General features: G+C 70.8%; 21 protein-coding genes and 2 pseudogenes. 16 read left to right on the forward strand and 7 right to left on the reverse strand.

The window, feature by feature from the left end:
- Positions 1–2: 2 nt before the first annotated feature.
- On the reverse strand, positions 3–389 hold the full coding sequence (locus OG306_RS31140; protein WP_266749429.1) for a VOC family protein: 387 nt from the start codon (positions 387–389) through the stop codon (positions 3–5).
- Between the two features lie 159 nt (positions 390–548).
- Between OG306_RS31140 and OG306_RS31145 the strand changes: the two genes are divergently transcribed.
- On the forward strand, positions 549–1,184 hold the full coding sequence (locus OG306_RS31145; protein WP_266905063.1) for a nucleoside/nucleotide kinase family protein: 636 nt from the start codon (positions 549–551) through the stop codon (positions 1,182–1,184).
- Positions 1,185–1,254: 70 nt separating this feature from the next.
- Entirely contained in the window at positions 1,255–2,382 is a 1,128-nt protein-coding gene (locus OG306_RS31150; RefSeq protein WP_266749432.1) for an aminopeptidase P family protein, read from the forward strand.
- A gap of 67 nt (positions 2,383–2,449) precedes the next feature.
- Here OG306_RS31150 and treZ read toward each other — a convergent pair whose 3' ends face one another.
- Positions 2,450–4,252 (reverse strand): malto-oligosyltrehalose trehalohydrolase, encoded by a 1,803-nt coding sequence (gene treZ / locus OG306_RS31155; protein ID WP_266749433.1) that lies wholly within the window; start codon positions 4,250–4,252, stop codon positions 2,450–2,452.
- A 169-nt stretch (positions 4,253–4,421) separates the two neighbouring features.
- Between treZ and OG306_RS31160 the strand changes: the two genes are divergently transcribed.
- The 9 genes from OG306_RS31160 (at position 4,422) to OG306_RS31200 (ending at position 13,794) form a co-directional block, all read left to right on the forward strand.
- Positions 4,422–5,810, forward strand: coding sequence for a GH1 family beta-glucosidase (locus OG306_RS31160; protein ID WP_266749435.1), 1,389 nt, complete (start codon positions 4,422–4,424; stop codon positions 5,808–5,810).
- Between the two features lie 272 nt (positions 5,811–6,082).
- A complete protein-coding gene (locus OG306_RS31165; RefSeq protein WP_266749436.1) occupies positions 6,083–6,796 on the forward strand; it encodes an urease subunit gamma in 714 nt (237 codons plus the stop codon).
- Entirely contained in the window at positions 6,793–8,787 is a 1,995-nt protein-coding gene (gene ureC / locus OG306_RS31170; RefSeq protein ID WP_432762243.1) for an urease subunit alpha, read from the forward strand. Before OG306_RS31165 ends, ureC begins: the two co-directional genes overlap by 4 nt.
- A 19-nt stretch (positions 8,788–8,806) precedes the next feature.
- Entirely contained in the window at positions 8,807–9,481 is a 675-nt protein-coding gene (locus tag OG306_RS31175; RefSeq protein ID WP_266749439.1) for an urease accessory protein UreF, read from the forward strand.
- Between the two features lie 38 nt (positions 9,482–9,519).
- Complete coding sequence (gene ureG / locus OG306_RS31180; RefSeq protein WP_266749441.1) at positions 9,520–10,221, forward strand: urease accessory protein UreG; 702 nt, start codon at positions 9,520–9,522, stop codon at positions 10,219–10,221.
- Entirely contained in the window at positions 10,218–11,075 is an 858-nt protein-coding gene (locus OG306_RS31185; protein WP_266749442.1) for an urease accessory protein UreD, read from the forward strand. The genes ureG and OG306_RS31185 overlap by 4 nt, the downstream gene beginning before the upstream one ends.
- Before the next feature lie 76 nt (positions 11,076–11,151).
- Complete coding sequence (locus OG306_RS31190; protein ID WP_266905053.1) at positions 11,152–11,460, forward strand: hypothetical protein; 309 nt, start codon at positions 11,152–11,154, stop codon at positions 11,458–11,460.
- A gap of 46 nt (positions 11,461–11,506) precedes the next feature.
- Positions 11,507–12,733 carry an RNA-guided endonuclease InsQ/TnpB family protein gene (locus OG306_RS31195; protein ID WP_266749444.1) on the forward strand — a complete coding sequence of 409 codons (1,227 nt, stop codon included), beginning with the start codon at positions 11,507–11,509 and terminating at the stop codon, positions 12,731–12,733.
- A 221-nt stretch (positions 12,734–12,954) separates the two neighbouring features.
- Complete coding sequence (locus tag OG306_RS31200; protein ID WP_266749445.1) at positions 12,955–13,794, forward strand: alpha/beta fold hydrolase; 840 nt, start codon at positions 12,955–12,957, stop codon at positions 13,792–13,794.
- 39 nt (positions 13,795–13,833) lie between these two features.
- Here OG306_RS31200 and OG306_RS31205 read toward each other — a convergent pair.
- Positions 13,834–14,039 (reverse strand): annotated as a pseudogene (locus OG306_RS31205) (GNAT family N-acetyltransferase); the annotation flags it as partial.
- A gap of 189 nt (positions 14,040–14,228) precedes the next feature.
- Here OG306_RS31205 and OG306_RS31210 point away from each other — a divergent pair.
- Positions 14,229–14,798, forward strand: coding sequence for a DUF1707 and FHA domain-containing protein (locus OG306_RS31210; RefSeq protein ID WP_266749447.1), 570 nt, complete (start codon positions 14,229–14,231; stop codon positions 14,796–14,798).
- A 35-nt stretch (positions 14,799–14,833) separates the two neighbouring features.
- Here the strand turns inward: OG306_RS31210 and lpdA are convergent, their stop codons facing one another.
- On the reverse strand, positions 14,834–16,243 hold the full coding sequence (gene lpdA / locus OG306_RS31215; RefSeq protein ID WP_371665912.1) for a dihydrolipoyl dehydrogenase: 1,410 nt from the start codon (positions 16,241–16,243) through the stop codon (positions 14,834–14,836).
- A gap of 177 nt (positions 16,244–16,420) precedes the next feature.
- On the opposite strand from lpdA, the gene OG306_RS31220 reads away from it, so the two are divergent.
- Both OG306_RS31220 and OG306_RS31225 read left to right on the forward strand, forming a co-directional pair.
- Positions 16,421–17,308 (forward strand): LysR family transcriptional regulator, encoded by an 888-nt coding sequence (locus tag OG306_RS31220; protein ID WP_266752538.1) that lies wholly within the window; start codon positions 16,421–16,423, stop codon positions 17,306–17,308.
- A gap of 61 nt (positions 17,309–17,369) precedes the next feature.
- Positions 17,370–17,489, forward strand: a pseudogene (locus OG306_RS31225) (cytochrome P450); the annotation flags it as partial.
- On the opposite strand, the gene treY reads toward OG306_RS31225, so the two are convergent.
- Together treY and glgX are read right to left on the reverse strand one after the other, a co-directional pair.
- Positions 17,449–19,845, reverse strand: coding sequence for a malto-oligosyltrehalose synthase (gene treY / locus OG306_RS31230; RefSeq protein WP_266749449.1), 2,397 nt, complete (start codon positions 19,843–19,845; stop codon positions 17,449–17,451). The pseudogene OG306_RS31225 and the gene treY sit on opposite strands and share 41 nt — an antisense overlap.
- An 89-nt stretch (positions 19,846–19,934) precedes the next feature.
- On the reverse strand, positions 19,935–22,109 hold the full coding sequence (gene glgX / locus OG306_RS31235; RefSeq protein WP_266749450.1) for a glycogen debranching protein GlgX: 2,175 nt from the start codon (positions 22,107–22,109) through the stop codon (positions 19,935–19,937).
- A 357-nt stretch (positions 22,110–22,466) separates the two neighbouring features.
- Here glgX and OG306_RS31240 point away from each other — a divergent pair, with 357 nt between their 5' ends.
- Together OG306_RS31240 and OG306_RS31245 are read left to right on the forward strand one after the other, a co-directional pair.
- The gene (locus OG306_RS31240) at positions 22,467–23,699 is read left to right on the forward strand and encodes an SAV2148 family HEPN domain-containing protein (protein WP_266749452.1); all 1,233 of its coding nucleotides are present in this window, start codon (positions 22,467–22,469) and stop codon (positions 23,697–23,699) included.
- 148 nt (positions 23,700–23,847) lie between these two features.
- Positions 23,848–24,576, forward strand: a complete 729-nt coding sequence (locus OG306_RS31245; RefSeq protein WP_266749453.1) for a 3'-5' exonuclease — start codon at positions 23,848–23,850, stop codon at positions 24,574–24,576.
- 97 nt (positions 24,577–24,673) lie between these two features.
- Here the strand turns inward: OG306_RS31245 and OG306_RS31250 are convergent, their stop codons facing one another.
- Positions 24,674–25,540, reverse strand: a complete 867-nt coding sequence (locus OG306_RS31250) for a phosphotransferase enzyme family protein (protein ID WP_266749455.1) — start codon at positions 25,538–25,540, stop codon at positions 24,674–24,676.
- Between the last annotated feature and the right edge of the window lie 53 nt (positions 25,541–25,593).

Raw genomic sequence — 25,593 nt, forward strand, 5'->3', positions numbered from 1 at the left:
GCCTACGCGGGCTGGAGCAGATCCCAGCGGTTGCCGTACAGGTCCTCGAAGACCGCGACCGAGCCGTAGACCTCGTGCCGGGGCTCCTCCAGGAACCGCACCCCGGCCGCCAGCATGCGCGCGTGGTCACCCGCGAAGTCCTCGGTATGCAGGAAGAAGCCGACCCGCCCACCGGTCTGCGCCCCGACGCTCGCCCCCTGCTCCTCGTCCTTGGCGCGGGCCAGCAGCAGCCCCGTACCCTGCGCATCACGCGGACGCACCACCACCCAGCGCGAGCCGTCGCCGCGGTCGGTGTCCTCCACCAGCTCGAAGCCGAGGGCGTCGGTGTAGAAGGAGACGGCTTCGTCGTAGTCGCGGACGACCAGGGTGACCAGGGCGATGTGCGGCATGAGGCTCCTCGGACGGGGGCGGGCAAGGGTGTCGCGAGCCCATTCGTTATACGTAACACTACCCGCCCCTGCGGGCGCCGCGTCGACCGCACCCGCCATGACAGCCACCATGACACCCGCCGTGACACTCGTCCGGCGCGCGGCAGGACAATGCCCCGCATGGACATCAGTGACCTCACGGAGCCGAGGGCCCGCGCCCTGCGCCTCGCCGTCCCCGGCCACCGCCGCATTCTCGGCATCGCGGGACCGCCCGGAGCCGGAAAGTCCACCCTGGCCGCACAGCTCGTCGACGCGCTCGACGGTCTCGCCGTCCTCGTCCCCATGGACGGCTTCCACCTCGCCCAGGCCGAGTTGGAACGGCTCCGCCGTGCCGGGCGCAAGGGCGCCCCCGACACCTTCGACGCCGCCGGGTACACGGCCCTGCTCCGGCGCCTGCGCCACCCGGAACCGGAAACCACCGTGTACGCCCCCGCCTTCGACCGTGCCCTGGAGGAGCCGATCGCCGGGGCCGTCCCCGTACCCCCGGATGTCCCGCTCGTCGTCACCGAGGGCAATTACCTCCTGCACGACGAAGGGGACTGGGCGCCCGTGCGCGGGCTGCTGGACGAGGCGTGGTTCCTGGATCTCGAACCAGCCCTGCGGGTACGGCGGCTCGTCGACCGGCATGTGCGCTTCGGCAGGCCGCGGCCGTACGCGGAGCGTTGGGTGGCCGAGTCCGACGAACCCAACGCGCGCCTGGTCGAGCGGGGTCGTTCCCGCGCCGACCTCGTCGTACGACCGCACCCGGAAAACTGATTCCCGCTCGCGCGGAACGGAGTGCACGGGCAGGATGCTGTATGCCGTGTCGCGTCGCCAGGAGGTCCGCATGTCCAGCCCGAACCAGCCCGTACCGTTCACCGCCGACGACTACCGGGCCCGGATGGCGCGCGCCGCCGAAACCGCCGCCGAGGCCGGGCTCGCGGGCGTGCTGGTCGCCCCCGGACCGGACCTGGTGTACCTCACCGGCTACCAGCCCGTGAACACCGAACGCCTCACCGTCCTCGTCCTCACCGCCGGCCAGGACCCGGTCCTCGTCGTCCCGACCCTGGAGGCCCCGGACGCCGAGAAGGCCGTCGGCGCACCGGCCCTCACCCTGCGGGACTGGACCGACGGCAAGGACCCGTACGCCGTCACCGCCCCGCTGCTCGACGACCGGGGCCGCTTCGGGATCAGCGACAACGCGTGGGCGATGCATCTGCTCGCGCTGCAGCGGACGCTCCCGGGCACCTCGTACGTCTCCCTCACCGAGGCGCTGCCGATGCTGCGCGCCGTGAAGGACAGCCATGAACTGGACCGGCTCGCCGCGGCCGGGGCCGCCGCCGACGCCACGTATGAGGAGATCCTCAAGGTCCGCTTCTCCGGGCGCAAGGAGACCGAGGTGGCCGCCGATCTGGCCAGGCTGCTCACGGAGTTCGGGCACTCCCAGGTCGACTTCACCGTCGTCGGCTCCGGTCCGAACGGCGCCAATCCGCACCACGAGGCGGGCGACCGCACCATCGAGCGGGGCGACATGGTCGTGCTCGACTTCGGCGGCCTCAAGCACGGCTACGGCTCCGACACCTCCCGTACGGTCCATGTCGGCGAGCCCACCGCCGAGGAGCAGCGGGTCCACGACATCGTGCGCGTGGCGCAGGAGGCGGGCTGCGACGCGGTCCGGCCCGGCGTCGCCTGCCAGGAGATCGACCGGGCGGCCCGCGCCGTCATCACCGAGTTCGGTTACGGAGAGCGCTTCATCCACCGCACGGGCCACGGCATCGGCGTCACCACCCACGAACCGCCGTACATGATCGAGGGCGAGGAACAGCCGCTGGTGCCCGGGATGTGCTTCTCCGTGGAGCCGGGCATCTATCTGCCGGGCCGGTTCGGTGTCCGGATCGAGGACATCGTGACCGTGACCGAGGACGGCGGCCGTCGCCTCAACAGCACCGCGCGCGAACTGGCGATCGTCGAGTAGCCGAGTAGCCGAGTAGCCGAGTAGCCGAGTAGCCGAGTAGCCGAGCAGCCGGACGCGGCTTCGCGGATCAGTCGTCGGCCAGCACCACGCAGGACTCCGGCGGCAGATGCAGCAGCCCGTCGCTGCCCGGGGTCTCCACCGGCTCCCACGCGGCCACCACCCGGCCCGCGCCGCCCCGGCGCCGGCCGCCGCCCAGTGGGATCGTGGCCGGTTTCTCGTCGAGGTTGACGGCGATCCGCAGATCGCCCCTCCGGTACGCCAGCCAGCGCGCCTGTTCGTCGTGGGCGGTGCGCACCGACGCCAGGTCCGGGTCGCAGAGGTCGGGCAGGGCGCGGCGCAGCGCGATCAGCTCGCGGTACCAGGCGTGCAGACGGGCGTGCGGCTCCCGGGCCGGTTCGCTCCAGTCCAGGCAGGAGCGGTCGCGGGTGGCCGGGTCCTGCGGGTCCGGAACGTCGTCCGCCGCCCAGCCGTGCGCCGCGAACTCCCGCCGTCTGCCGCTGCGTACGGCCTCGGCGAGCGCCGGGTCGGTGTGGTCGGTGAAGAACTGCCAGGGCGTACGGGCACCCCACTCCTCGCCCATGAACAGCATCGGGGTGAACGGCCCGGTCAGCACGAGGGTCGCGGCGCAGGCCAGCAGCCCGGGGGAGAGGGTGGCGGAGAGCCGGTCGCCCCGGGCCCGGTTGCCGATCTGGTCATGGGTCTGGGCATAGCCGACGAAGCTGTGGGCCGGGGTGCGGGCGATGTCGACGGGGCGGCCGTGGGTACGGCCGCGGAAGCTGGAGTACGTACCGTTGTGGAAGAACGCGTTCGTCACGGTCTTGGCGACGGCGGCCAGCGGGGCCGCGGCGAAGTCCGCGTAATAACCCTGGGACTCGCCGGTCAGCGCGGTGTGCAGGGCGTGGTGGAAGTCGTCGTTCCACTGGGCGTGCAGACCGATGCCGCCCGATTCGCGCGGCGTCGTGGTCCGCGGATCACACCGGTCGGACTCGGCGATCAGCGAGAGCGGACGGCCGAGTTCGGCGGCGAGCGCGTCGGTCGCCGCGGCCAGCTCCTCCAGGAACGTCAGCGCCCGGTCGTCGGCCAGGGCGTGGACGGCGTCCAGCCGCAGCCCGTCGAGCCGGTAGTCCCGCAGCCAGGCGAGCGCGCTGCCCAGCAGATATGCCCGCACCTCGTCCGAACCGGGCGCGTCGAGGTTGACCGCCGCACCCCACGGCGTGTGGTGGGTCTCGGTGAAGTACGGGCCGAAGGCCGGGAGGTGGTTGCCGGACGGGCCGAGGTGGTTGTGGACCACGTCCAGCACGACCGCGAGCCCGAGGCCGTGTGCCGTGTCGACAAAGCGCTTCAGTCCTTCCGGGCCGCCGTACGGTTCGTGCACGGCCCAGAGCGACACCCCCTCGTACCCCCAGCCGTGGGTGCCGGGGAAGGGACAGACCGGCATCAGCGACACATGGGTGATCCCCAGTTCGGCGAGATGGCCGAGCCGGGCCGCCGCGGCGTCGAAGGTGCCCTCGTCCGTGTACGTACCGATGTGCAGCTCGTACAGGACGGCGCCCGGCAGCCCCCGGCCCGCCCAGTCGTTGCGCCAGGCGTACGCCGATTGGTCGACGACGGCGCTCTCGCCGTCCGGCCCGTCCGGCTGCCGACGCGAACGCGGATCGGGCAGCACGGTCGCGCCGCCCGCGCTGCCGCCTTCACCACCCCCGCCGGCCTCGCCCGCGTTCAGAACGAAGCCGTAGCGGTCCCCGTCCACCGCCTCCGCCTCGACCGTCCACCAGCCGTCCCGCAGGGGATCACGCCCCATCGCGCGTGGTGCCCCCGCCAGTCGCAGTTCCACCGAGTCCGCATCCGGTGCCCATACCTCGAACAGCATGTAACGCTCCTCGTCTCCTCGCCCCCGTGCTCCATGGCCGGCAGCAGCCGCGACGGCTGACTCACGACACTGGATCGAGCCCGTTACTGGCGATTAAGGTCTGGCTCTGATCATTGCCCCGTCAGGTTCTGCTCAATACGCGCTCCCTCTTACGGCTGTGGAGGCCGAGATGACTGTGCCGTCGTTCCCGCCCGGTTTCCTCTGGGGGGCCTCCGCCTCCGCGTTCCAGACCGAAGGCGCGTCCGAGACCGACGGCAAGGGTCCCTCCGGCTGGGACGCCTTCGCCGCACAGCCCGGACGGATCAAGGACGGCACCGACACCACCCGCGCGACCGGCTTCCACCGGCACTACCGCGAGGACGTCGCCCTCCTGGCCGGCCTCGGCGCCGAGGCCTTCCGGTTCTCCATCAGCTGGCCCCGTGTGGTCCCCGGCGGCAGCGGACCGGTCAACCCGCAGGGGCTCGACTTCTACGACCGCCTCGTCGACGAACTCTGCGCCCACGGCATCACCCCGGCCCCCACCCTCTACCACTGGGACACCCCGCTGGCCCTGGACGAGGAGGGCGGCTGGCTCAACCGCGACACGGCCTACCGCTTCGCCGAGTACGCGGGCATCGTCGCCGAGCGCCTCGCCGACCGCGTACCGATGTGGATCACCATCAACGAACCGGCCGAAGTGACGATGCTCGGCTACGCCCTCGGCGAGCACGCACCGGGCCGCACCCTCCTCTTCGACGCCCTGCCCGCGGCCCACCACCAGCTCCTCGCCCACGGCCTGGCCGTCCGCGCCCTGCGCGGCGCGGGCGCGGACAACATCGGCGTCGCCGTCTCGCACACCCCCGTCTGGACCGCCGGGGACCGTGACGAGGACCGCCTGGGCGCGGAGTTGTACGACACCATCACCAACTGGATGTTCGCCGACCCGATCCTCACCGGCCGCTACCCCGACGAGAACTTCGCCGCGCTGATGCCGGGCCCGGTCGAGGACGACCTGGCGACCATCTCCACCCCCATCGACTGGTACGGGGTCAACTACTACAACCCCACCCTCGTCGGCGCCCCGTACACGGAAGCCCCGGACTCCTTCTCCGGCTTCCGGATGCCCGCCGAACTCCCTTTCGGCATCCGCGAGATAGAGGGGTACGAGAAGACCGACTTCGGCTGGCCCGTCGTCCCCGACGGCCTGCGCGAAACCCTCGTCCAGCTCCACAGCCGCTTCGGCGACCGGCTCCCGCCGCTCTACATCACCGAGAACGGCTGCGCCGTCGACGAGCCCGCCCGGGACACCCGCCGGATCGCCTACCTCGAAGGGCACCTGCGGGCCCTGCACGAGGCCATCGGCGCGGGCGTCGACGTCCGCGGCTACTTCACCTGGTCGCTCACCGACAACGTCGAATGGACCGAGGGCGCCAGCAAGCGGTTCGGCCTCGTCCACATCGACTACGAGACGCTGCGCCGGACGCCCAAGGACTCGTACGCCTGGTACCGGGAACTGATCCGCACACAGAAGTCCTCCGCGGTCCGGCACGGTGCCCCGGAGAGGCCCGGAGCTCACTGACCGCCCCGTGCCTCGAACGACCTCTTCCTCGAACGATCGTGTCAGCCGCCACTCGTGCGGGTGTGGATCTTCCATATCCCGATTCCGGCACCGGCTCCGTGATCAAACTTGCTCTGCGAGACGGGGATCGACCAGCCAAGAAGTGCTGTGCCGACTGAGCGGGAGTGAAGCTGCAAGGGCTTCGACCCGTCTGTGGGCCGGTGGATGGCGAGGCCCCCGGCGCTTGAGCCCAGGGCAGGAGTCCTGGGCAAGGACGGACACAGGGTAGGGCCGTGCACCTGACTCCACATGAACAAGAACGCCTGATGATTCACGTGGCGGCGGACGTCGCCGAGAAGCGACGGGCGCGGGGGGTGCGGCTCAACTACCCCGAGACAATGGCGTTGTTGATCGTGCACGTCCTCGAGGGTGCCCGGGATGGGAAGACCGTCGCTGACCTCATGTCCTCCGGGCGGAAGGTGCTGACGCGCGAGGAGGTCATGGAGGGCGTGCCCGAGATGATCGAGAACGTGCAGATGGAAGCCACGTTCCCGGACGGCACCAAGCTGGTCACCATCCACGAACCCCTCCCGGAGGCGGGCCGGGAGGAAGAGCCGATCGTCTGGCCGGGGAAGGTCGACTTCTCCACCCGCGAAGGAGACGAGGTCGTGGTCTTCAACCGGCGCAACAGGGAAGCGAATCAGGTCACCACGCTGTTGGTCGAGAACCCCGAGGACCGCCCCGTCCAGGTTGGTTCCCACTACCACTTCGCCGAGGTGAACGACGGGCTGGTCTTCAACCGCAAGGAGGCGTGGGGCAAGCGGCTGAACGTACCGGCCGGCAGCTCCGTACGTTTCGAGCCCGGCATCACCGAAGAGGTCGAACTCGTGCCCATCGAAGGCGAGCGTGTGGTCCACGGTCTGCGCGAAAAGGTCAAGGGTCTGCCCCGGAAGGTCAAGGGGTCGCTCGACAACACCAAGGGTTCGTTCGACGCGGGGCGGGTGTGAATTCCGTGACCGAGTGCCCCGATTGCTCCTGCTGCCAGGAGACGCCGAAGCCTTCCGACCCGTTGACCCGTGCTGCCTACGCGGACCGGTACGGCCCCACGACCCGCGACCGCATCCGCCTCGCCGACACCGCGCTGCAGATCAAGATCGAGGACGACTGGTCGGGCGGACCCGAGCACAGCGGCAACGAGATGGTCTTCGGCGGCGGCAAGGTCATCCGGGAGTCGATGGGACAGTCCATCGCGCCGCGCGACCCGGACAGCTCCGACAAAGCGGCCGGTGGGCGTGTCCTGCCCCCTGACACCGTCATCACCGGCGTTGTGGTCCTGGACCACTGGGGCATCGTCAAGGCCGATGTCGCCATCCGGGACGGCGACATCGTCGCGTTCGGCAAGGCGTACAACCCCGAGACCATGAACCGCCTGCACGACGGAGCGCGCAAGCACAACGGCATCGGCCCGGCTCCCACGGACTTCGTCATCGGTCCGGACACCGAGGTCATCGCGGGCAAGGGCAGGATCCTCACCGCCGGCGGGGTCGACACCCACGTCCACTTCATCTGCCCCGACCAGATCGACGAGGCGCTGGCCGCAGGTGTCACCACCCTGATCGGCGGCGGCACGGGGCCGGCGGAGGGCAGCACCGCCACCACCGTGACGCCCGGCTCCTGGCACATCAATCGCACCTTCGAGGCGCTGGACTCCTTCCCGGTCAACATCGGTCTGCTCGGCAAGGGCGCCACCATGTCGAAGGAGTCCATGCTCGACCAGGTGGACGCCGGCATCATCGGGTTCAAGGTTCACGAGGACTGGGGTGCCACCCCGGCCGTCATCGACCAGTGCCTGGACATCTGCGAGAAGACCGGAGTGCAGCTCGCGCTCCACGCCGATTCACTGAACGAGGCAGGCTTCGTCAAGGACACCATCGACGCCATCAAGAAGCGTTCCATCCACGTCTTCCACGTCGAGGGCGCCGGCGGTGGCCACGCCCCCGACATGATCAAAATGGTGCAGGAAGGCAACGTACTGCCCGCCTCGACCAATCCCACCCGGCCGCTGACCGTCAACACGGTCAAGGAACACTTCGACATGGTGATGGTCTGCCATCACCTCAACCCGAAGGTCGAGGAGGACCTGGCCTTCGCGGACTCCCGGATCCGGCCCTCCACGATGGCCGCCGAAGACATCCTGCACGACCTCGGCGCCATCTCGATCATGTCCTCGGACGCCCAGGCCATGGGCCGAATCGGCGAGATGATCATGCGGACCTGGCAGACCGCGCACGTCATGAAGGTACGCCGGGGCTTCCTGGAGGAGGACCTGCCGCAGGACATGAAGACGCAGGACAAGAAGACGCAGGACAAGAAGCCGGTGGATGGGCCGGCCGACAACCGGCGCGCCCGCCGGTACGTCGCGAAGTACACCATCAACCCGGCCATCGCCCAGGGAATCGACCAGGTGGTCGGATCGGTGGAGACCGGCAAACTGGCCGACCTGGTGCTGTGGGAGCCGAAGTTCTTCGGGGTCAAGCCGCACCTCGTCATCAAGGGCGGGCAGATCGCGTACGCGCAGGTGGGTGACGCGAATGCGTCCATCCCCACCCCGCAGCCGGTCCTGCCACGCCCCATGTGGGGGTCCACGGGTCTGGCACCTGGCGCCATCTCCTACAACTTCGTCACCCAACGGGCCATCGACCACTTCGCCGCCCAACAGGCCGACGACGCCACCACCAAGAAGACTAAAGACAGCGCTGGGCCCGGACGGCGCAGGCTGAACAAGCAGTTCAAGGCCATCACCAGCACGCGCGGTGTCTTCAAGAAGCACATGAAGGAGAACGACGCCACCCCCGAGGTCGAGATCGACGCCGACACCTACGAGGTCGTCGTCGGCGGCGCGAAGGTGACGGACGTGACGGCCTTCGTCGACGACCACATCGTCGACCGCGCCTACGCCTCCGAACTACCGATGGCACAGCGGTACTTCCTCTTCTGATGATCTCGAAGGAGCACCGATGAACCGCGCCGCGCTGTTCGTCCTGGCCGACGGCCGGTTCCCCGCCGGAGGGCACGCGCACTCCGGGGGAGCCGAACCGGCCGTGGCCGCGGGCCGCATCAGGGACGCGGACTCGCTTCAGGACTTCTGCCGGGGACGGCTGCACACCGCGGGCCTGGTCGCGGCGGCACTCGCCGCCGCGGCTGCCGCCGGCCACGATCCACTGGACCTGGACGAGGCCGCCGACGCCCGCACTCCGGTGCAGGCCCTTCGGACCACCGCCCGCAAACTCGGACGGCAGATGATGCGGGCAGCTCGCGCCACCTGGCCTTCGGCCGAGCTGGACGGCCTGGCCGCGGCCAGGCCGCAGGGCGCGCACCAGCCGGTGGTGCTGGGTCTGGCCGCCCGGTCGGCCGGCCTCGCGCCGCTGGATGCCGCGTATGCGGCGGCATACGAGACCATCAGCGGGCCGGCCACGGCGACGGTTCGGCTGCTGAGCCTGGACCCGTTCCACGCCACCGCTGTCCTCGCCCGCCTGGCCCCCGACCTCGACCGGATTGCCGCCGCAGCCGCCGCCGCTGCCGCACGCATCCATGAGGAGGGGACCGGCGCGCTGCCCGCCGCCTCAGCGCCGCTGCTCGACATCACCGCGCAGCAGCACGCCGCCTGGCCGGTACGGCTCTTCGCCTCCTGACCGCCCGCACCACGAGACCACGCACGACGGGAGTTCTTATGCATCTCGACCAAGATCTCGACGAGAAGTACCCCCACCGGCACACCTACAGCGCCGTCGATCCCCAGCGCCCCGACGGCACCCGTCGCGCCCTGCGCATCGGTCTGGGCGGACCGGTCGGCTCGGGCAAGACCGCCACCGTCGCCGCCCTGTGCCGGGCTCTGCGCGACGAGCTGTCCATCGCCGTGGTCACCAACGACATCTACACCCGCGAGGACGCCGATTTCCTCCTGCGTGAAGCGGTCCTGCCACCCGAGCGCATCAAGGCCGTCGAAACCGGCGCCTGCCCGCACACCGCCATCCGCGACGACATCTCCGCCAACCTCGAAGCCGTAGAGGACCTGGAGGCCGAGGCCGGCCCGCTCCAGCTGATCCTGGTGGAGTCCGGCGGCGACAACCTCACGGCCACCTTCTCCAAGGGCCTGGTCGACGCGCAGATCTTCGTCATCGACGTGGCCGGCGGCGACGACATCCCCCGCAAGGGTGGACCCGGTGTCACCAACGCCGACCTCCTCGTCGTCAACAAGACCGACCTCGCTCCGTACGTCGGCTCCGACCTGGAAGGTATGGCTCGCGACGCCGAGGTCCAACGCGGCGAACTGCCCGTCGCCTTCACCTCCCTCAAGAACGAGGGCGGCGTCAAACCGGTTGCCGACTGGGTCCGTGAACGCCTCACCGACTGGACCGCGGGCCCCGCATGACCCTCACCACCGAAGCAACCGTGCCGGCCACCGAGCGGGCGGCCACCACCGGGGTAAGGGCCACCGCCCGTATCGCGGCAGCCACCAGAGGCGGCACCACCACCCTGCCCGTCCTCGACGGCGACGGCCCCTTCGAACTGCGACGCCTGCGCTCACGAGGAACCGAGGCGCGCGTGTGCGTCGTCGGAGCCATGAGCGCCCCCCTCGGCGGCGACCGGCTACGCATCGAAGCCACCGCCCAGCAGGGCGCGGCACTCCACATCACCTCCGCAGCCGCAACCCTTGCCCTGCGAGGCCCCACCCCCGAGCCCGCCACCTACGCCGTACACCTGACCGTAGAAGACAACGCGGAACTCCACTGGCTGCCCAAGCCGTTGATCTGCGCGGCCGGCAGCAACCTGCGGCAGACCTGGACCATCGACCTCGCCCCCACCGCACGGCTCGTACTGCGCGAGGAACAAATCCTCGGACGCACGGGCGAAGCATCCGGCTGTGTGACCACCCGGCTCACCGTCCGGCGCGACGGGAGCACCCTGCTGGACCAGCAAGCCGCGTACGGGCCGGGTGCCCCCGGCTGGGATGGCCCAGCCGTCCTCGCCGACCACCGCGCGACCGGTCAACTCCTCATCGTCGACCCGGACTTCGAGCACAATCCCCTCGAAGTCCAACTTATCGGCGACGCGCCGGAAGACGGCCAGGCCGTACTGACACCACTCGCCGGCCCCGCCGTCCTCGTCACCGCCATCGCACCGGACGGCAACCGCCTGCGCCACCTCCTCGCCACAGCGCAGGGCACGCCCCATCGCCTCGGCCCACCCGGCAGCGCACCAAAACGGCGCCGGTCAGGAGGGTAATGCACCGGCCAGAAAGGTGATCGCCTGCCTTTCCCGAACCTCGCCCCGCATAAGCCGTAGCGCCTACGTTTCACCCATGAGCCAACGGCATGTGCCCCACGCCTTCCCAGCGGTCGACACCCAGCCGCAGCCGACCGAACTCGTCGAAGTTCTGAAATGCCTGGCCGCCGAGCCGTTCTATGGTGCATACAAACAGCGGCTGCGAGACCTCCTGCAGGCCCGTCCGGGCGGACGCTTCCTCGACGTGGGTGCCGGATCGGGGGAGCAGTCCGCACCGGACGCTTCACAGGATTTCTCCCAGGATGCCCCGGGCTTCAGCCCGGGGAGGAATGGGTCCTTGGGGCGGAGCCGCGTAGCGGCGGAGTTCGTTGCACATCTGCTCTGACCTGCGCTTTCTTTCGTTGTCAGTGGGGGCGGCTAGGTTGGGGGTCATGACGACAGGAGCGCAGAGCGGGGAGAATGCCGGGCATGCCCGGTACACCTACCGGCTTCGTGTGTCGTCCACCGCAGGCGCCGCGCTGGAAGCGGAGTGGGCGCGGTGCCGGTGGATTTGGAACGAGAGTTGCGCCCGGTCGAAGAAGGCCCATGCCGAGGATGAGAAGTGCGGCCCGGCCGGGCTGGACAAGATGCTGACCGAGGCCCGGACCGCGATGTCCTGGCTGCGTGAGGGCAGCAGCGTTCCGCAGCAGCAGTTGATCCGCGACTTCGGCAAGTCCCGGGCCAAGGCGCTCAACGACATCAAGGCCCGGTTGCCGATGCGACAGCGTGCCGGGATGCCGAAGTACAAGAAGAAGCACGAGACGGACCCCACGCTCAACTACACGCGGCGCGGCTTCCGGTTGAAGGACGGTCGCCTGCACCTGGCCGGGGGTATCAGCTTGACCGTGGTGTGGTCGCGCGATCTGCCCGAGCCGCCGTCGTCGGTGCGCGTGTACCGGGACAGCCTCGGGCATTGGTACGCCAGTTTCGTCGTCCCCACCGCCACCGAGGTGCTGCCCTCCACAGGTGCGGTGATCGGGATCGACTGGGGCGTGAAGGAGACGGCCACCACCACGTCCGATGACCATGACCTGCCCCACGCCGAGTACGGCAAGAAAGCCGCCGGCGGCCTCGCGCGCTACCAGCGGATGATGGCCCGACGCCGCGCGCCCCGGGGCAAGGCCCAGTCGAAGGGCTACCGCAAGGCGCAGCGGCAGGCCGCCAAGCTGCACAAGAAGGTGGCCCGGCAGCGGCAGGACACTGCCCGCAAGTGGGCCAAGGCCGTGGTCCGCGACCACGACGCGCTGGCGGTCGAGGACTTCAAGCCGAAATTCCTCGCCAAGTCCACCATGGCACGAAAGGCCGCCGACGCCGCGATCGGCGCGACCAAGACGGCCCTGATCGAAATGGGCCGCAAGCACGGTCGGCCCGTGCACCTTGTCCACCCCGCGCACACCACCATGGACTGCGCGCAGTGCGGAGCGAGAACCAAGCACGCACTACCTCTCTCAGAACGAACCTACTCGTGCACCGCGTGCGGAGCCGTATCCCCCAGGGACAAGAACTCCGCACGCGTGATGTTCGTCCGGGCTGGTCTCAACCCGGCTGGTGCTGATCGTGTAAGAGCTGACGGACCGCCGGTCCGCAGCCAACGTGAGCCAGGAATCCCCTCCTTTTAGGGAGGGGAGGATGTCAACTACGCCGTGACCTTCTTCCTGACATCAGGGACGCTGCCGGCTTCCGGTGCTGGGGCCTCTCGCTGACGGGGACGTGATCCCTCGGTGGACCCGACGGTGAATCAGGTGCGTTATGTTGCGGGTGTGTTGGGCCTCACTCAACACTCCAGCACCACGCATTTGGCTAGGCCGGTCCATCGTCACGAGCGTAGGAGGGGGCCTTTATGCCCGAGTTGGAACTCTCGGCGGGAACCATCGACTACCAGGACTCCGGCGGTGACGGCCCCGTGGTCGTCCTGCTGCACGGCGTCGCCATGGACGGTTCGCTCTGGCGCCACGTCGTCGCCGGGCTCCAGGACGACTTCCGCTGCGTCGTCCCGACCCTCCCGCTCGGCGGCCACCGCCAACCGATGCACCCGGACGCCGACCTGTCGATCCTCGGCGTCGCCCGGCTGGTGGACGAGTTCCTCGAACGGCTCGACCTGAGCGATGTCACGCTGGTGCTCAACGACTGGGGCGGCGCACAGAGCCTTGTCGCCGACGGCCGCGCGGCCCGCATCGGCCGGCTCGTCATCACCTCCTGCGAGGCCTTCGGTAACTACCCGCCCGGCCTGCCCGGCAGCAACCTGGTCACCTCCGCCAGGCTGCCCGGCGGCCTGGCTCTGGCGTTCAACCTGCTCCGCCTGAAGCCCATGCGCCGACTTCCGGTGACCTGGGGCTGGATGGCCAAGCGGCCCGTGCCGCCAGAGATCATGGATGCCTGGTTCCGGCCCGTGGTCAGCTCCGCCGGGGTGCGCCGCGACCTGCGCAAGTACGTCCTCAGCACCCCGCCGAAGGCCGAGCTGCTCGCCTGGTCCGAGGCGCTTCGCACCTTCGACCGCCCCGCCCTTGTCGCCTGGGCCGCCGAGGACCGCGTGATGCCCCTCTCCCACGGACGCCGCCTGGCCGAACTGCTGCCACGGGCCGAGCTCGTCGAGATCGCCGACAGCTACACGCTCATCCCGGAGGACCAGCCCACCGTCCTCACCGCCCACCTGCGGAACTTCCTCGACGGCCGGTCGTGAAACACGCCGATGTGCGCGCAACGCATGCGGCTCCGCCGCTCAGGACCGCTCGTCCCAGACCATGTCGAAGGCGCGCTCGGAGATCACGTACCCGAGGTGTTCGAAGGCCCTCTCCATCGGGACGTTGCCGAGATCGGTCGCTGCCCGGATCCGTTCCACACCGTCCCGCGCCGCCGGCACCCCGGCCCCCTCTCGGCGAGGGTGTCGTCGATGTATCCGTGGCCGCGCCTCGCGGGCGCTGAGCCCGGACGCCAGACCGGCCCGGCCGTGCGCGTCGAGGGTGCTGCGTTCGCCGGGAGGCCGGCGGCGCAGACAGTACAACGTCCGCCCGGCAGCCGCCCCGGAATTCCGCAGCCGGTGTTCCGCGCAGGTCAGGAGGGCGGATAGCCGGGTTCTTCTGGACACTCCGGGGCGGTCGGCCGACAATTGACCGCGTGACGTCCCCCTTCGAGTTCCACACGTACCCCGCGCGGCTGTCCGACGCCCAGCGCGACCGTGTTCTCGGCGTGCTCAGAGACGGTGCGGCACAGGGCAAGCTGTCCCACGACACCTTCATGCGGCGCATGGAACTGGCCCTCACCGCCCGGCGATCGGAGGAGCTGGCCGCGCTCACCGCCGACCTGGAGAGCGAAGGCCGCTGGTCACGGCGGGTACTCCGGGTCGTGAGCGGGGTGTCCGGTTTTCCCGGCCGGGTACGCCGGGTCTGGCAGACCGAACGGCTCCCGAAGCTCCTGCTCCCCGCCCCCAGCCCGTACCCCCTGCTGATCGGCCGCGACCCGGGCAACGGCCTGCGGCTCAACCACGAGACCGTCTCCCGGCTCCACGCGGAACTCACCGTGCAGGGAGGCCGATGGCTGCTGCGCGACCTCGGCTCGACCAACGGCACCTGTGTCAACGGGCAGCGGGTCATCGGCACGGTCCCCGTCCGTGAGGGGGACCAGGTGAGCTTCGGCCGCATGAGTTTCCGGCTCTCCGCGCCCGTCCTCGGCCCCCCTCCCCGATAGCCGACCCGGCCCAAGGACCTGACCCTTCGTCCGGATCAGGACTGCTGGTGGAGACCGCGTCCGGCGAGAGTGAGGAAGGCCTCGCCGACCGCCTCGGAGAGCGTCGGATGCGCGTGGATGTGAAGCGCCACATCGGCGGGTTCGGCGTCCCATCCGACGATCAGCTGGCTCTCGGCGATCATCTCGGAGACATGCGGGCCGACGAGATGCACCCCGAGCACCCGGCCACCCCGCTCGGCGACGACCTTCACCATGCCGCCCTGCCCGTGGACCATGCCCTTGGCCACGGCGGTCAGTGGCATGGTGTTGACCTCGACATCGTGCCCGGCGTCTCGGGCCTGTGCCTCGGTCAGGCCCACCGCCGCGGTCTGCGGGGACGAGTACGTGACCCGGGGGACGGCCGCGTAGTCCACCGCAGGTGAGCGCAGACCGGCCAGCGTCTCGGCGGCCAGCAACCCCTCGGCGAAGGACGCGTGAGCCAGACCCGGTGACGGCGGCGGCAGCAGATCACCCACCACGTGCAGGCCCGGCACGGACGTTTCGAGACGGGACCAGTCGGCGGGCGCCACATGGCCGCGGTCGTCGGCGGTCAGACCGGCCGCGGCGAGACCGAGCCCGTCCGTCACCGGGGCACGCCCCACCGCGACGAGCAGCCGTTCGGCCCGCACCGTGCGGGTCTCGCCGCGCGAGGTGCGCACGGTCGTCACGACCTCGTCGTCCCCCACGGCCGCGTCCAACAGCCTTGCTCCGGCGAGCACATCGATGCCGCGTCTCTTCAGACCGCGGGTCAGATGACGCGACACATCGGCATCCTCCAGCGGCACGAGCCGGTCGGCGGCCTCGACGAGGGTGACGTCCGCGCCCATCGACCGGTGGAACGAGGCGTACTCGACCCCGATCGCCCCGCCGCCCAGCACCAGGACGGACCGCGGCAGCCCCGGCGCGAACAACGCGTCGTCACTGGTGACCACACGGCGCCCGTCTGCGGTCAGACCCGGCAGCACGCGCGGCCGGGACCCGGTCGCGAGGACAATGCCGCGCCGTGCGACAACCTCCCCGTAACCGCTGATCCGCGCACTGCGAGGACCGGTCAACTCGGCGCTTCCGTAGGCCACTTCGACTGCGGCATGCGCGAGGTGGCCCGCCACGCCGCGATGATTGCGCGCCACGATGTCGTCCCTCGTCGCGGCCAGCGCCGGCCAGTCCACCGATTCCACGGCCGCCCGCACGCCCCACCGCTCCCTGGCCTCCGCGATGCCGTCCACGAGTTCGGCGGCGTGCAGCATCGCCTTGCTGGGGATGCAGCCGCGATGCAGGCAGGTGCCGCCGACCTTGTCGCGCTCCGCGAGCAGCACCTTCAGACCGAGGGACGCGGCCCGCAGGGCGGTGGAGTACCCGCCGGTGCCACCGCCGATCACCAGCACGTCGGTCTCGTTCTCATTCAATTCCCTGGCCCGAGTCATGGCCACAGCCTCCGCCCGCTCCTTGCCATGCGTCCAAGACAATGTTTCTTTGGATCCGATGCACAGCCTTTATGGGTTGGGTATGGGCACGGGTATGGGCGCGGACCGCTGGACGCGGTCCACCAGAAGGGCGGGGAGCGCGCGGTGAGCCTGCGACAGATGGAGTACTTCCTCACGGTCGTCGAGGCGTCGTCGTTCACCCGGGCCGCCGAACTCCTCCATGTCACCCAGCCCGCGCTCTCCCACCAGATCAAGGCCCTGGAGAAGACCGTCGGCGGTGCCCTGCTGGAACGGCTGCCGCGGGGCGTGCGGCTGACGCCGATGGGCCGTGCCTTCCTGCCGCACGCCGAGCGCTCCGTACGCAGCGCCGCGCAGGCCCGGCGCGCGGCCAGGGCGGCGGCGGGGGCGGAGGGCGGCGAACTGCACATCGCGACGGTGCACGCGGTGGCCGTCGGTATCCTCCCGGACGTCTTCGCCCGCTGGCGCCGGGCGCACCCCGGGGTCGCTCTCGTCCTCCACGAGTACGCCACCACGGAGGCCCTGGAGGAACAGATCGAACGCGGCACCGCCGACCTGGCCGTCGGCCCGCCGCCCGCGCACTGGCCGGGACCCGTCGTCCAGGTCGGCGAGGAGGAGATCGTCCTGGTCGTTCCGTTCGACGACCGGCTCGCCGGACGCACTTCAATCCGCCTCCAGGAGCTGGCCGACCGTCCCTGGGTGCGCTGCGCGATGGAGCCCGTAGTGCAGGGCCGGGCATTCCTGGACTGGGCCTGCGGCCGGGCCGGCTTCACGCCCCGTACGGCGGTGCGCACCGAACACACCTCGACAGCGGTACGGATGGCCGCGGCCGGAGTCGGAGTCGCCGCGGCGCCCGTACACGTGGTCGGGGGAGCGGTCGGCGAGGACTGCGCGGTGCTCGCCGTCGACCCGCCGTGGCGACGTCGACTGGCGGTCTTCTCCCGCGTCGAGCTCACCGGGGCCGCCGCCGCGTTCACGGAGCTGCTCGGCGCCTCCGGGCCGTTCTGCCTTCCGTCGACCGCGGACTGAGCCACGGCCCGTACGGGCGTGCCACCATCACCCGGATGGACTCGGCCGGCCGGGGGCCCGGCAGGGAGTGCGCGCCCTGCCGGGCGCGATGCCCCGGCTCCGCTGGGCGGACGGCTTCCGCCCGGCCGGCACCGGGCTGCTCACCCGCGGCCCGCGGGCCCTTCTCGTCCGACCCGGCTGAGCAGCGCCACCGGCCGTTCGGCGAACAGGTCGGCCGCTGCGACCGTGGCCCCGGTGAACTTCCGGCCCGCTGCCAGCAGATCGGTCCACGGCCCGTCGTCCGGCAGCGTCAGCTCCGTCCCGCGCCAGCCGCCCGACTCCGCCAGCCGCAACGACAGCCTGGTCACCGCCGTGACCACCTCGCCCGAACGGCAGAAGGCCAGACAGTGTGCGGCCGCCGGACCCTGCGCGCTCAGTGGGGTGTACGTTCCCGACTCGCCGAACAGCTCCGGCCGTTCGCGCCGCAGCCGCAGCGCGACCGCCGTGAGTTCGCCCTTCTCGCCGGACGGCCCGCCCTCGGACGGGTGGCGAAACGGCCGCCGGTTGTCCGGGTCGACCAGCGCCACGTACTCCCGTTCCGTGCCCTGATACAGGTCCGGCACACCCGGCATCGTCATCTGCACCAGCGCCGCGCCGAGCACATTGGCCCGTACGTACGCATCGAGCGTGCCCGCGAACCGCTCCAGCGCCTCCCGCACCGGACCGTTGCCCGCGGCCGGCCCCGCCGCCACGAAGTCCGTCACCGCCCGCTCGTACGCCGGATCCGGCTCCGTCCAACTGGTGAAGAGCCCGGCCTCGCGGACCGCCTTCAGCAGTGCGGGCTCCAGCCGCCCCGCCATCTCGCGGGCCGGCAGCTTCGCGCAGCCGTACGCCGTCTGCCAGGCCTGCCAGGCCAGTTGTGCGTCGGGCGCGGCCGCGGGAGTCACCCGGTCCAGCTCCACCAGCAGCCAGGACCACTGTTCCGGGCACTCCGTCAGCACCGCGAGCCGAGCCCGTACATCGGCGCTCCGCTTGGTGTCGTGGGTGGTCAGCGCCGTGCCCGTGGTCGGCCAGTCGCGCGCCAGCCGGGCGCAGAACGCGTGGAACTCCTCCGGCGTCACCGCCGGATGCCCGGGATCGCCGCCCACCTCGTTCGCCGAGATCAGCGGCACGTACCGGTAGAACGCCGTGTCCTCGACCGATTTCGCGCGCAACGCCGAAGCGGTCTGGGCGAACCGGGCGCAGAAGGCGGCCCGGTCGGGCCCCTCGCCCAGCCGCCCCAGCGCCAGCTCCCGCACCACATCGACGGCCGACGCCTCCTCGGGAACGGCGAACACCGCCTTCGCGTCCGCCACGGCCCCGTCCGGGAGCGTCGCCCGGGCCGTCTCCGTGCAGGGGCCACCGGCCGATACGTAGGGGCGGTAGACGGGTACGCGTACGAGCAGTTCGCGCACGGCGGTGTGCAGCGCCCACGGGGCATGGTCCCGCAGCGCGGGGTCCTCGGCGCAGACGCGTACCGCGAGCCGGGTCAGCAGCGCGGTCTCGGCGGCCAGTTCATGGGTCACCACCCGGTACGCGGCCCGCCGCACGGTCGCCTTCCAGTCGCCACCGCGGTCCCCGGCCGGTCCCGAGTACTCCCGGTAGCGGCCGATCAGCTCCGCCGCACCCATCGGATCGACGAAGAGGCCGTCGATCCGGTGCAGCGCGTCGTACCCCGTCGTCCCGGCGACCGCCCAGTCCGCGGGCAGCGGCTCGGCCCCCGTGAGGATCTTCTCCACCACCGTCCACCGCCCGCCGGTCGCCTCCGAGAGCCGCTCCAGGTAGGCCGCGGGATCGACGAGCCCGTCGGGGTGGTCGATGCGCAGACCGTCGACGACCCCGTCCCGGACCAGTTCGAGGATCTTGCCGTGGGTGGCGGCGAAGACCTCGGGATCCTCCACCCGCACTCCGATGAGGTCGGAGATGGTGAAGAACCGGCGGTAGTTCAGCTCCGTACGGGCCAGCCGCCACCAGCCGAGCCGGTAGTGCTGGGCATCCAGCAGTTCGGACATCGGCAGCTGGGCGGTGCCGGTCCGGAGCGGGAACTCCTGCTCGCCGTGGCGCAGCACCTCCCCGTCGACCTGGAGCCTGTCGAGCTCGACGCCGATCGGCCCGGCGAGCACCGGCAGCAGCACCTTGCCACCGCCCGCCGCCCAGTCGATGTCGAACCAGCGGGCGTACGGGGACGCGGCGCCCTCGCGCAGCACCTCCCACAGCGCGTGGTTGAGGCGGGGCATCGCGGCCATGTGGTTCGGCACGAGGTCCACGATCAGCCCGAGCCCGTGCTCACGCGCCGTACGGGCCAGCTCCCGCAGCCCCTCCTCCCCGCCGAGTTCGGCGCGCACCCGGCCGTGGTCGACGACGTCGTACCCGTGTCTGGAACCGGGTACGGCTTCGAGGACCGGCGACAGATGCAGATGGGAGACGCCGAGCGCGGCGAGATACGGCACGGCCTGTCCGGCGGCCGAGAACGGGAAGTCCGGCTGGAGCTGGAGCCGGTAGGTGGCGGTGGGCGTCATGCGCCGTTACGTACCCAGACTGCGGCCTTCTGTGTCACGGAACGCGGCAAAGGGCTCGACCGGCGGTGTCGCCGGCCGCCGGCCGGGACCTACGCGGGCCGCTGCAGCACCGCCAGGCTCCGCCCGGCCAGCGTCACCCGTTCGCCCGCCGCCACCTTCGGCCCCGAGCCGGGAAGAACCCCCGCGGGACGTGCCGTGTCGACCACCACCAGCCACTGCCGGCCGTGATTCACCGGAACGGAGAAGTCCAGCGTCTCGGCGCTCGCATTGAACATCAGCAGGAACGAGTCGTCGGAGATCCGCTCGCCGCGCGGGCCCGGTTCCGAGATCGCGTGGCCGTTGAGAAAGACCGTCAGCGCCCTGGCGTGCGCGGCCTGCCAGTCCCGCTGCGTCATCTCGCGGCCCTCGGGCGTGAACCACGCGATGTCCGAGAGCTCGTCGTGCGTGCCCTCGACCGGCCGCCCGTGGAAGAACCGGCGGCGCCGGAAGACCGGATGGTCGCGGCGGAGCCAGACCATCGCCCGGGTGAACTCCAGCAGGCTGCTGCCCAGGCCGTCCCCCTCGGCGCAAGCATCCCCGTCCGCGTCGTCCGTGTCGTCAGCCGCGGCCTCGGCCGGGTCGGGCCAGTGCACCCACGACAACTCGTTGTCCTGGCAGTACGCGTTGTTGTTGCCCCGCTGTGTGCGCGCGAATTCGTCGCCGTGGCTCAGCATCGGCACGCCCTGCGACAGCATCAGCGTGGCGATGAAGTTCCGCATCTGCCGCATCCGCAGCTCCAGCACCTCCGGCTGGTCCGTATCGCCCTCCGCGCCGCAGTTCCACGACCGGTTGTGGCTCTCGCCGTCCCGGTTGCCCTCGCCGTTCGCCTCGTTGTGCTTGTCGTTGTACGAGACCAGGTCGTGCAGCGTGAACCCGTCGTGGCAGGTGGTGAAGTTGATCGAGGCGAGCGGCCGCCGCCCGTCGTCCTGGTAGAGGTCCGACGAGCCGGTCAGCCGCCCGGCGAACTCGGCGAGGGTCCTCGGCTCGCCCCGCCACAGGTCCCGGACGGTGTCCCGGTACTTGCCGTTCCACTCCGTCCACAGCGGCGGGAAGTTCCCCACCTGATAGCCGCCCTCGCCCACGTCCCACGGTTCGGCGATCAGTTTCACCTGGCTGACCACCGGGTCCTGCTGCACCAGATCGAAGAACGACGACAGCCGGTCCACCTCGTGGAACTGCCGGGCCAGGGTGGCCGCCAGATCGAAGCGAAACCCGTCCACGTGCATGTCCGTGACCCAGTACCGCAAGGAGTCCATGATCAGCTGGAGCACGTGCGGCGACCGCATCAGCAGGGAGTTGCCGGTCCCGGTGGTGTCCATGTAGTACCGCTGGTCGTCCGCGAGCCGGTAGTACGAGGCGTTGTCCAGGCCCCGGAAGGAGAGCGTCGGACCCAGGTGGTTGCCCTCCGCGGTGTGGTTGTAGACCACGTCGAGGATCACCTCGATGCCCGCCTGATGCAGTGCCCGTACGGCCTGCTTGAACTCCAGCACCTGCTCACCGCGGTCGCCCCAGGAGGCGTACGCGTTGTGCGGGGCGAAGAAGCCGATGGTGTTGTAACCCCAGTAATTGGCCAGCCCCGCGTCCGCCAGCCGGTGGTCCTTGACGAACTGGTGCACCGGCATCAATTCGATCGCCGTGACACCCAGTTCCGTCAGGTGGGCGATCACCTCCGGATGGGCCAGCCCCGCGTACGTCCCGCGCAGCTCCTTCGGCAGCGCCGGATGGAGCATCGTCAGGCCCTTCACATGGGCCTCGTAGATCACGGTGCGGTGGTAGTCCGTACGGGGCCGCCGGTCGTCGCCCCAGTCGAAGTACGGGTTGACCACGACCGAGGTCATGGTGTGGGGCGCCGAGTCGAGATCGTTGCGCGCGTCGGGCCGGCCGAACGGATAGCCGTACACCGCCTCGCCCCACCGGATCTGCCCCGCGACGGCCCTGGCATACGGGTCGAGCAGCAGTTTGGCCGAATTGCAGCGGACGCCGCGCTCCGGTTCGTACGGGCCATGGACCCTGAATCCGTACCGCTGACCGGGCATCACCCCGGGTAGATAGGCATGGCGGACAAATGCATCGGTCTCCCTGAGTTCCACCGCCGTCTCGGAACCGTCGTCGTGCAGCAGGCACAACTCGATTCGGTGGGAGGCCTCCGAGAAGACCGCGAAGTTGGTCCCGGCGCCGTCGTACGTGGCACCGAGCGGATACGCCTGTCCCGGCCAGACCTGCATAGGTTCGACTCTTCCACTTCTGATCCGGGTGTCTGGGGCTTTCGGGCTGTTTGTGCCAGATCTTCCCCGAAAGTGGTGCGGCTGCCTAGGACGTCGCGCGGTCCGGTCAACATCGGGCCTCTCCGTGTCGCCCGGAACGGGAATCAGGGGTGCTGAGCCGGTCGTGGGCCGGGTGCGGAGCCCCGGGCGGGGTGCCCAATCACTATGAATCCGCTCACTACGGCAGATCTCGCACCCGGGAACGTGCTTATGTCACAGGGGAGTTGACGAAGCAGCCTGCGCATCCTGCTGCACCGGATCCCGCTCGCGGAGTACCCTTCCTTGATCGTTGGTGGGGGAGTGGAAGGCGGTGCGCGGGTGAGCTCGGGAGGGTTCGAGCTGCCTCCAGGTGACGCAGGTCACGAGGGGGAATCCACCGATGCCCCGCCCGGGGCGGTCTCACTTGCGCGGCCCATGGAGATCGGCGCGGAACTGGACTGGGGCGCGGACGCCTGGAGCGAGGTGCGTACGCGCGCCCAGCGGGCCGGGCGTGCCTACATCTGGCTGAATCTCGTGGAGCAGCGGCTGCGCGCCGTGGTCGGCGCGGTGCTCCGGCCCATCTACGAGCCGGTCCACGGCGAGGACTGGGTGGTGGCCGCCGCCGGGCCCGCCGGGCAGGAGTGGGTGCAGCGCGCCGTCGCCGTACGCGAGGTCTCCCGCCGCAAGGGCTATCTGCTGGACCCGGCCGACGACAACGTGCTGAGCTTCCTCACGCTGCCGCAGCTGCGCGAGCTGATGGTCCAGCACTGGCCGTGTTTCGAGCCGTACTTCGACGACCGGCGCGAGGTCGAGCTGGCGTTCGACGAGCTGGAGGTCGCCCGCAACGTGGTCTCCCGCAACCGGGCCCTGAACGAGGCGGTCCTCGCCCAGGCCGAGCGCGCCTCGGCCCGGCTCCTGGAGATCCTGGGGAGCGGGGCGGCGGTCCCCTCCTCCGACCGGCTCCCGGTCGACGCCGTCGAGGAGCTGGTCGGTGACCGGTACGCGGATGTGGTCTCCGTCCACTCCGACCGGGTGCGGCTCCAGCGCCAGCTGCCCGCCGAGGACCTCTTCGGCGGTTCGCGCCGCCTCGACGCGATCGGCATCGGACTCAATCTGCTGGTGCAGAACTTCTCCGGCCGCCGGCTGATCCGGCTCGCCGAGTCGGGCTGCCGGGTCAGGCTCCTCTTCATCAACCCGGCGAGCAGCGCCGTCAAACGCCGTGAGCGGGAGCTGGGCCTGAAGAAGGGCGAGCTGAGCCGGTCGGTGGAGATGAACATCCTCCATATGCGCCGGGTCCGCTCCAAGCTCCGCGATCCGGGCGCGTTCGAGATCCATGTCTTCGACGAGACGCCGCGCTTCACGGCCTATCTGGTGGACGGCGACGGGGCGGACGCGGTCGGGGTCGTCCAGACGTATCTGCGGCGCGCACGCGGCATGGAAGCGCCCGTGCTGGTGCTGCGGGGCGGCGGGCGCGCGGTGGTCCGGGCGGGGCAGGAGAACGAGCACGGGCTGTTCGAGACGTACCGCGAGGAGTTCGAGTCCGTGTGGGCGGACTCCCGGCCGGTCTCTTGAGGGGCTGTTTCCTGAGAAGTCGTTCCTGATGAGCCGTTGCCAGGCCGTCGCTCCCGAGAGCTGTCCATGAGGGGCTGCCGGTCCGTTGTCAGTGGTGCATGCGAGGGTGGTCATCACCTGGGGGAGAGCACCACGAAGGAGGTATGGGATGAGTTGGCACCGGGAGGCGCTGGTCGGCTTCGACCTGGAGACGACGGGTACGGAACCGCTGGAGGCCAGGATCGTGACAGCCGCGGTCGTCGGCGTCGGCGGCAGGGACGGGGAGCCGGTGCGGCAGGACACCTGGCTGGCGGATCCGGGCATCCGGATTCCGGCACAGGCCTCGGCGATCCACGGCATCAGCAGCGAGCGGGCGGCGGCGGAGGGCCGGCCGGTGCGCGAGGTGGCCGACGAGATCGCCGAGACACTCACCGGCTACTGGCGCCAGGGGGTGCCGGTCGTCGCGTACAACGCGGCTTTCGACATCACGCTGCTGACGGCGGAATTGCGGCGGCACGGGCTGCCGTCGCTGAGTGACCGGCTCGGCGGGGCCGGGATCGGGCCGGTCATCGACCCGTACACCATCGACCGGGCCGTCGACCGCTACCGCAAGGGCAAGCGCACCCTCGAAGCGGTCTGCGTCGAGTACGGAGTGGTGCACGGCGGAGCCCATGACGCGGGGGCGGACGCGCTGGCCGCGGTCCGGGTGGCGTACGCGATAGCCGAGCGGCACGGCTCGGTGGCCGAGCTGACCGCCGCCGAACTGCACGAGCGCCAGGTGGAGTGGTACGCGCAATGGGCGGCCGACTTCCAGCAGTTCCTGCGCCGCAAGGGCACGGCGGACGCGCTGATCGATGGCCACTGGCCCCTGCGCGAGCCGGCCCCGGTGACGGGCTGAGGACGCAGCCGGCCCCGAGCCGGTCCGTGCTCGCGGGCGGTGCGGCGGCCACCGGACGACCCCGGACACCGGCGCTCCGGACCGGGGTGTCCGCGTCCTAGAACGGATACCACCGCACCGTCGCGTCGCCGTCGCGCAGTGACGCCACCCGGCGGCGGAACTCCGCGAGCGCCTTCGGGTTGGTCGGCGCGTGCTGGGACACCCACGCGCAGCTGGCCGTCTCCCGCGCCCCGCGCAGCACCGCGCAGCCGTCCCATTCGCGGACGTCCCAGCCGTACACGGCGGTGAAGGCGTCGTACGCCCCGGCCGCCAGCCCGTACCGGTCCCGGGACAGGGCGAGCACCACCAGGTCGTGCTCGCGCAGATCGGCGGAGAAGGTCTCCAGATCGACCAGCACCGGCCCGTCCGGGCCGACGTGGACATTACGGGGGAGGGCATCGCCATGGATCGGACCGGTCGGCAGATGGGGGACCAGCGCGGCCGCGGCCGTTGCGAAGCCGTCGCGGCGCTCACGCAGATAGTCGGCGTCGGCCGGGTCGATCGCATCGCCCGCGAGCCGTAGCCAGCGCTCGACCCCGCCCAGCAGCTCACGGCGCGGAAGGGTGAACCCGGCCGGCGCGGGCAACGCGTGGACCAGGGTGAGCAGCCGCGCCAGATCCTGGGGCTCGGCCGGGCGTACGGCATCGGGCAGCCGGTGCCACAGCGTCACCGGGTGGCCCTCCACCAGCCGCGCCCGGGGCTCGGCGGACCGCACGGCGGGGACCCCCGAGGCGGCCAGCCACTCGGCGACGGCCACCTCGCGCTCGGCCCGGTCGCGCAGTTCCGGGTTCCGCGCGGCGTCCCGGCCGATCTTGACCACCAGGTCGCCCACGGCGAACACCGCGTTCTCACCCAGCGCGAGCAGCTCCGCACCGCCGGACAGCCCGGCAGCGGTCAGCACCTCGCGCGCACACTTCTCGTTCATGGCTCCGATTTTCGCATCCGTGCAGGCCCGCTTGACGAACCGATGGCCCGTCA

The organism is Streptomyces sp. NBC_01241 (assembly GCF_041435435.1).
Taxonomy (GTDB): domain Bacteria; phylum Actinomycetota; class Actinomycetes; order Streptomycetales; family Streptomycetaceae; genus Streptomyces.

Coding starts and splice junctions, on each gene's coding strand:
- OG306_RS31140 (WP_266749429.1), bottom strand. CDS start 389: ATGCCGCACATCGCCCTGGTCACCCTGGTCGTCCGCGACTACGACGAA.
- OG306_RS31220 (WP_266752538.1), top strand. CDS start 16,421: ATGGAGTACTTCCTCACGGTCGTCGAGGCGTCGTCGTTCACCCGGGCC.
- OG306_RS31160 (WP_266749435.1), top strand. CDS start 4,422: ATGACTGTGCCGTCGTTCCCGCCCGGTTTCCTCTGGGGGGCCTCCGCC.
- OG306_RS31245 (WP_266749453.1), top strand. CDS start 23,848: ATGAGTTGGCACCGGGAGGCGCTGGTCGGCTTCGACCTGGAGACGACG.
- OG306_RS31195 (WP_266749444.1), top strand. CDS start 11,507: ATGACGACAGGAGCGCAGAGCGGGGAGAATGCCGGGCATGCCCGGTAC.
- OG306_RS31250 (WP_266749455.1), bottom strand. CDS start 25,540: ATGAACGAGAAGTGTGCGCGCGAGGTGCTGACCGCTGCCGGGCTGTCC.
- ureG (WP_266749441.1), top strand. CDS start 9,520: ATGCATCTCGACCAAGATCTCGACGAGAAGTACCCCCACCGGCACACC.
- glgX (WP_266749450.1), bottom strand. CDS start 22,109: ATGCAGGTCTGGCCGGGACAGGCGTATCCGCTCGGTGCCACGTACGAC.
- OG306_RS31175 (WP_266749439.1), top strand. CDS start 8,807: ATGAACCGCGCCGCGCTGTTCGTCCTGGCCGACGGCCGGTTCCCCGCC.
- OG306_RS31145 (WP_266905063.1), top strand. CDS start 549: ATGGACATCAGTGACCTCACGGAGCCGAGGGCCCGCGCCCTGCGCCTC.
- OG306_RS31185 (WP_266749442.1), top strand. CDS start 10,218: ATGACCCTCACCACCGAAGCAACCGTGCCGGCCACCGAGCGGGCGGCC.
- OG306_RS31200 (WP_266749445.1), top strand. CDS start 12,955: ATGCCCGAGTTGGAACTCTCGGCGGGAACCATCGACTACCAGGACTCC.
- OG306_RS31150 (WP_266749432.1), top strand. CDS start 1,255: ATGTCCAGCCCGAACCAGCCCGTACCGTTCACCGCCGACGACTACCGG.
- treZ (WP_266749433.1), bottom strand. CDS start 4,252: ATGCTGTTCGAGGTATGGGCACCGGATGCGGACTCGGTGGAACTGCGA.
- treY (WP_266749449.1), bottom strand. CDS start 19,845: ATGACGCCCACCGCCACCTACCGGCTCCAGCTCCAGCCGGACTTCCCG.
- OG306_RS31190 (WP_266905053.1), top strand. CDS start 11,152: ATGAGCCAACGGCATGTGCCCCACGCCTTCCCAGCGGTCGACACCCAG.